Origin of the sequence: Acidovorax sp. BoFeN1 (genome assembly GCF_003345135.1) — a bacterium.
Taxonomy (GTDB): Bacteria; Pseudomonadota; Gammaproteobacteria; order Burkholderiales; family Burkholderiaceae_C; genus Acidovorax; species Acidovorax defluvii.
On the sequence record NZ_QOZT01000145.1, the window covers coordinates 1 to 4,614 of the forward strand.

The window sequence follows — 4,614 nt, forward strand, 5'->3', positions numbered from 1 at the left end:
ACTCCCACCCCCCCCGCTACCGCTGCACGCTTGTCTTCGTTGGCTGAGCTGTGGCAGTACATCGATGATGCAGCGCCCGCACCAAAGAACACCTCGACTGCAAGAACAGGCCTTGCCAAGGTAAAAATGGGCGTGAAATTCGGAAAGAGGACTTACGCCGTTGCCATCGACAATGAGCATGCCTACCGGATTCTCAAGCGCGGCATCTCCAGTAAAGCAATCGGGCCTCTTGCTGCCTTTCTGGGCCTGGGCAAGGGCAATGTGGCTGAGTACCTGGATATGGACCGGGTGACCGCCAATCGGCGTGCTCAGAAAAATCAACCACTCCCAGACCATGCGGCGGAAGGCGTCTTGCGCCTACTTGAGTTGAACCGGATGGCCGTTGATACTTTCTCGACCGAGGAAGAAGCCACAAGATGGTTACGCCAGCCTCATCCCATGCTGGATGGCGACACGCCCCTTGATGCTGCGAGAAACTCATTTGGGAACGAGCGCGTCAAAGAGATTCTTGTCGCTATCAAATACGGCGGTGCCGTTTGAGCACCACCGTCTGGCGCATAGGCTTTGTACCGAGCCCGCAACCTGCTATTGCAGCCATCCTCGGATCGCTTGGCTACGGTTCAACCCTGGCCAATGGCCGTTGGCATACCAAAGGGCCTGCGCAGATCGTTTATGCGGGCTCCAGTCGGGCCCTGTGCCAGCTGGAAAAGCGCGTCCACTGCAACGGAGCCAATCCTGCCAATCAAGCCCTCATGCGCCTTGAATTGCCCGCCAGATCGGAAATCCTGCATGCGGCAGATCTGGGCCTCCCAAAGGACTGGCATGACCACATGGCAGCGACACAATCCATCGGCATGAACTGGCTTGCGTCCGGGGCGAGCCTGGGTCTTTGGGTGCCGTCATTTGTCGAGCGCGACGAAATGAACCTGCTGATCAACCCGGCCCATTCCCAATACGGGGCCATCCGGTTGGTCGTCGAGCGCAACCCTTTCGAATTCGACCCTCGCCTGTTTTAACGCATTGCCTAGGCCAACAGCGGCAGAAACCAGACGGCTCTTGGCACGGGTCTTTCATGCCATGAAGGGGCAGGGCGGGGCCTTCACACAAGGCCCCCGAGCACGTAGAATGGACGGTATTTCCTTTGGCGATCTTGGCCTCGTGCCAACCTTTCTTTTTATCAACCCCGATGGGCACCTCATGCCCCATCCGGGGCTGGTGCCCAGCTTCAATTCATGGAGATGGATATGACAAAACAAACCGCTACATCTGGCCAACCGAAATACGCCTTGGGCCAGTTGTTGACGCCGACCGAAAACTGACCCACTGGGGGTGCGGCGGAAATCTTGGACTACCTGGAGGTAGTTCATTTATTCATACGAAGACCGCATCCGAGCGGTCACGCTCTACATCAAGCTGGGCAAGCGCACCGGGGCGACTATCCGCCAGTTGGGCTACCCGACGAAGAACTCTTTGAAAAGCTGGCATGAGGAGTACGAGCGGCGCCTGGACCTGTCGTCCGGCTACGTGCGTTCGAAGCCGAAGTATTCTCAAGTTCAGAAGGAGCAGGCTGTCAAACACTACGCCGAGCACGGGCGCTGCATCGCCACCACGGTCGAGGCGTTGGGCTATTCTCGGGACTGGAAGGGCACGACCATCGAGCAGTTCATTGAAGTGGTCGACTCGTACATCCGCTGGTACAACGAGAAGCGGATCAAGATCTCCCTTGGGGCCCTCAGCCCGATCGAATACAGGGTGAGTCTTGGACTTGCGGCATAAAACCAGTCCAAGTTTTTATCCGCACCCCCTTACCACAGCCATGTCGTGTAATGTTCATGGGCAGCGGTCACCGCACCGCCTCCCACGGATTGAGAATGATCGCGCCCGTTGGCTGGAAATCAGCAACGTTGCGAGTAACCATCGTCATGCCGTGCACAAGGGCCGTTGCCGCAATGAGTGCATCGCGCTCGCCGCGCTTGTCGGGGACATGCAACCGTGCGCAGCGTTGCGCCACGGCGGTATCAATAGGCAGCGTGCGGCCGGAGAACTCGGGCAATACGTGCTGCTCCAGCCATGAGCGCAGCATGGCCCCCTGGGTGGCGTCCTTGCGTTCAATCGACAGAACGCCAAGCTCCAGCTCCATGATGGTGATGGCTGACACAAAGAGATCGGCGGCATCAACGCTTTCCGCCCATGCGGTCACGTTCGCATCGGCCTTGCCACTGCGTACCTTGCGCAGCTCCGACACCACGTTGGTATCAAGAACAAACATCATGTGAAATCAACCGGCCGGGGTTTGATGGTCACACGCGGCGGCACAAACTCGATGTCGGCGATACCCGGCATTGCCAGCGCATCGGCAATGTTGCGCCGCTGCTTGGTGAGCCGCTGATACTCCTCAAAGCTCATCAGCACATGGGCCGGTCGGCCGCGATCTGTAATGAACACTGGCCCGTTGTTTGCGGCCCGTTTTGCCTCGCTCGCCCCTTGGTTGAACTCGCGGCTTGATAGGGTGGTGATGGTCATAACTGCACCTCCGATAGGCGATAAATGTAGCCATGTTACTACAACATAAAAAAGGGAGCAAGCGTTTTTAGAGTCGGCAAACGGTGATTTCCTAGCCCTGCCGCCCGGGCCTTTGACAGGATGGCCGCTGCCTCGGCCCAAATGCCCGTGATCTTTTCCTTCGCCATGTTGGTGCGCAGGTACCATTCAGTTCGGAGACCGCATCTCCGTCAACTGAAGTCCGAACCGTTTACACAGAAATTCGGACACGCCCTCCTGCCTCCGTCCTCAACTACGGAGATCACGATGGCGACTACGCAAGAGTATCTGAGCAGGAGTCGGCTGTTTCGGCGCCTGAGAAGCGGTATCTACGGCCCATTTATCGAGCTGTATGGGGCGGGCACGCCTCGTGGAGGTCGGGCTCTCCAAACCCGGCACGTGGCGCTCCCTCAACAAGGTCAGCAATTCTCCTGGCTTGGATGGCACCCTTGAGCCCCAAACGTACAATCGCCCGCGGGCAGCCAGCGGATGCAAGTAGCCGGCCGCGCACAGCACCGCGTGTAGCGCATCGGCCGTTTGCCCCTTGAGCCAACACCGGTCCATGCGGTTGTCGTGTTTCAGATGCCCGATGCTGCGCGGGTTGCTGCGAGCCATGATGGCGACCGGGCCGCTGCCGCTCAAGGTGCTGCGTGTGTCTGAGGTATATCGCTAATTAGACACCCCTAAGTATTGCCGCGTTGTACAAGCATCGCTGTCAGGTGGAGTTGTTCTTCAAGTGGATCAAGCAACACCTGCGCATCAAGTTAAGCGGCTTGAAGACCCGGCGGGGCAGGAAGCAAGAGGCCAAGAGTCATCAATTGCGAGTGGCGCTTCGGGCCGTTTTTGCGGGATCAGCGTGACAATGTGTGCCTGTTGAGCGCAAATGAGGGCTCGTGATGTCCCAATTGGGATGGGTGCAAATCCTGTATGATCAACAACTTACGTCGATTGGTTACTTATTGAGTGCAAAAATTGCTATTGAAACGCAGCAATTTTTTTGCCCTCCGAAGCCAAGGGTCGTGGGTTCGATCCCCGCCAGCCGCACCAATTGCCTATGCCGTAGACGTTTCTTCGTCAGTTGGCCTTGCGAGAGTCTTTGTACGCTGCATATCTTGTGGGGCAGAACGCTGAAGTCGTAAAAAAATAGTGCTATAATTCGAAATTCTTCGGAGGGGTGCCCGAGTGGCTAAAGGGGGCAGACTGTAAATCTGTTGGCTTACGCCTACACTGGTTCGAATCCAGTCCCCTCCACCAGTTATAGATGAGTCAAAAGTTGCTCGGCATTTGTCGGGTTGCGCTGATGTGGCAAACGCCACTGATGCGGGAGTAGTTCAATGGTAGAACCCTAGCCTTCCAAGCTAATGACGCGGGTTCGATTCCCGTCTCCCGCTCCATCGTCTGCAGGCTGGTTTTGAAGTTTAGAAAGTCTTTGGTATCGTTTTTGCGGTTCCAAAAGGCCCATGTGGCTCAGTGGTAGAGCACTCCCTTGGTAAGGGAGAGGTCGCGGGTCCGATTCCCGCCATGGGCACCAATTTTGGTGCGTCCGAATTCGGCTGCGCCGTGGTCCTGTTTTGTTGGCATAGATTTTTTTCGGAGTCGGAAAAATGGCAAAAGGCAAATTCGAGCGCACCAAGCCCCACGTCAACGTGGGCACCATCGGTCACGTGGACCATGGCAAGACCACACTGACGGCGGCCATCGCCACGGTGCTGTCCGCCAAGTTCGGCGGCGAAGCCAAGGCCTACGATCAGATCGACGCAGCACCTGAAGAAAAGGCCCGCGGCATCACGATCAACACCGCCCACGTGGAATACGAAACGGCCAACCGCCACTACGCCCACGTCGACTGCCCCGGTCACGCTGACTATGTGAAGAACATGATCACCGGCGCTGCCCAGATGGACGGCGCCATCCTGGTGTGCTCGGCCGCTGACGGCCCGATGCCACAGACCCGTGAACACATCCTGCTGGCCCGCCAGGTGGGCGTGCCTTACATCATCGTGTTCCTGAACAAGTGCGACATGGTGGACGACGAAGAGCTGCTGGAACTCGTCGAAATGGAAGTGCGCGAAC

At 57.5% G+C, this 4,614-nt stretch carries 6 protein-coding genes, 3 tRNA genes and 1 pseudogene; 8 read left to right on the forward strand and 2 right to left on the reverse strand.

The window, feature by feature from the left end; genetic code table 11:
- From DTW89_RS18705 to DTW89_RS20080, 3 genes are all read left to right on the forward strand, one after another.
- Positions 1-540, forward strand: a 540-nt coding sequence (locus DTW89_RS18705) for an antitoxin Xre/MbcA/ParS toxin-binding domain-containing protein (protein ID WP_236637214.1), incomplete at its 5' end; no start/stop codon positions are given.
- Positions 537-1,016, forward strand: a complete 480-nt coding sequence (locus DTW89_RS18710; protein WP_157667092.1) for an RES family NAD+ phosphorylase — start codon at positions 537-539, stop codon at positions 1,014-1,016. The genes DTW89_RS18705 and DTW89_RS18710, both read left to right, overlap by 4 nt.
- A 349-nt stretch (positions 1,017-1,365) precedes the next feature.
- The gene (locus tag DTW89_RS20080) at positions 1,366-1,776 is read left to right on the forward strand and encodes an IS3 family transposase (RefSeq protein WP_406562098.1); all 411 of its coding nucleotides are present in this window, start codon (positions 1,366-1,368) and stop codon (positions 1,774-1,776) included.
- A 67-nt stretch (positions 1,777-1,843) separates the two neighbouring features.
- On the opposite strand, the gene DTW89_RS18720 is transcribed toward DTW89_RS20080, so the two are convergent.
- Together DTW89_RS18720 and DTW89_RS18725 are read right to left on the reverse strand one after the other, a co-directional pair.
- Complete coding sequence (locus DTW89_RS18720) at positions 1,844-2,272, reverse strand: type II toxin-antitoxin system VapC family toxin (RefSeq protein WP_198314750.1); 429 nt, start codon at positions 2,270-2,272, stop codon at positions 1,844-1,846.
- On the reverse strand, positions 2,269-2,523 hold the full coding sequence (locus DTW89_RS18725) for a type II toxin-antitoxin system Phd/YefM family antitoxin (RefSeq protein WP_067511925.1): 255 nt from the start codon (positions 2,521-2,523) through the stop codon (positions 2,269-2,271). Before DTW89_RS18725 ends, DTW89_RS18720 begins: the two co-directional genes overlap by 4 nt.
- 704 nt (positions 2,524-3,227) lie before the next feature.
- Here DTW89_RS18725 and DTW89_RS19915 point away from each other — a divergent pair.
- The 5 genes and pseudogenes from DTW89_RS19915 to DTW89_RS18755 form a co-directional block, all read left to right on the forward strand.
- Positions 3,228-3,401: pseudogene (locus tag DTW89_RS19915) on the forward strand (transposase); the annotation flags it as partial.
- Positions 3,402-3,709: 308 nt separating this feature from the next.
- Positions 3,710-3,795: transfer RNA gene (locus DTW89_RS18740), tRNA-Tyr, on the forward strand.
- A 66-nt stretch (positions 3,796-3,861) separates the two neighbouring features.
- Positions 3,862-3,935: transfer RNA gene (locus tag DTW89_RS18745), tRNA-Gly, on the forward strand.
- A 62-nt stretch (positions 3,936-3,997) separates the two neighbouring features.
- Positions 3,998-4,072, forward strand: a tRNA-Thr gene (locus DTW89_RS18750).
- Between the two features lie 73 nt (positions 4,073-4,145).
- The coding region (locus DTW89_RS18755; RefSeq protein WP_114656282.1) for a GTP-binding protein at positions 4,146-4,614 on the forward strand (469 nt) is incomplete at its 3' end.

What these genes read in the sequence shown, in the direction of transcription:
- DTW89_RS18725 (WP_067511925.1), bottom strand. Translation starts at nt 2,523, where the DNA reads ATGACCATCACCACCCTATCAAGCCGCGAGTTCAACCAAGGGGCGAGC.
- DTW89_RS18720 (WP_198314750.1), bottom strand. Translation starts at nt 2,272, where the DNA reads ATGATGTTTGTTCTTGATACCAACGTGGTGTCGGAGCTGCGCAAGGTA.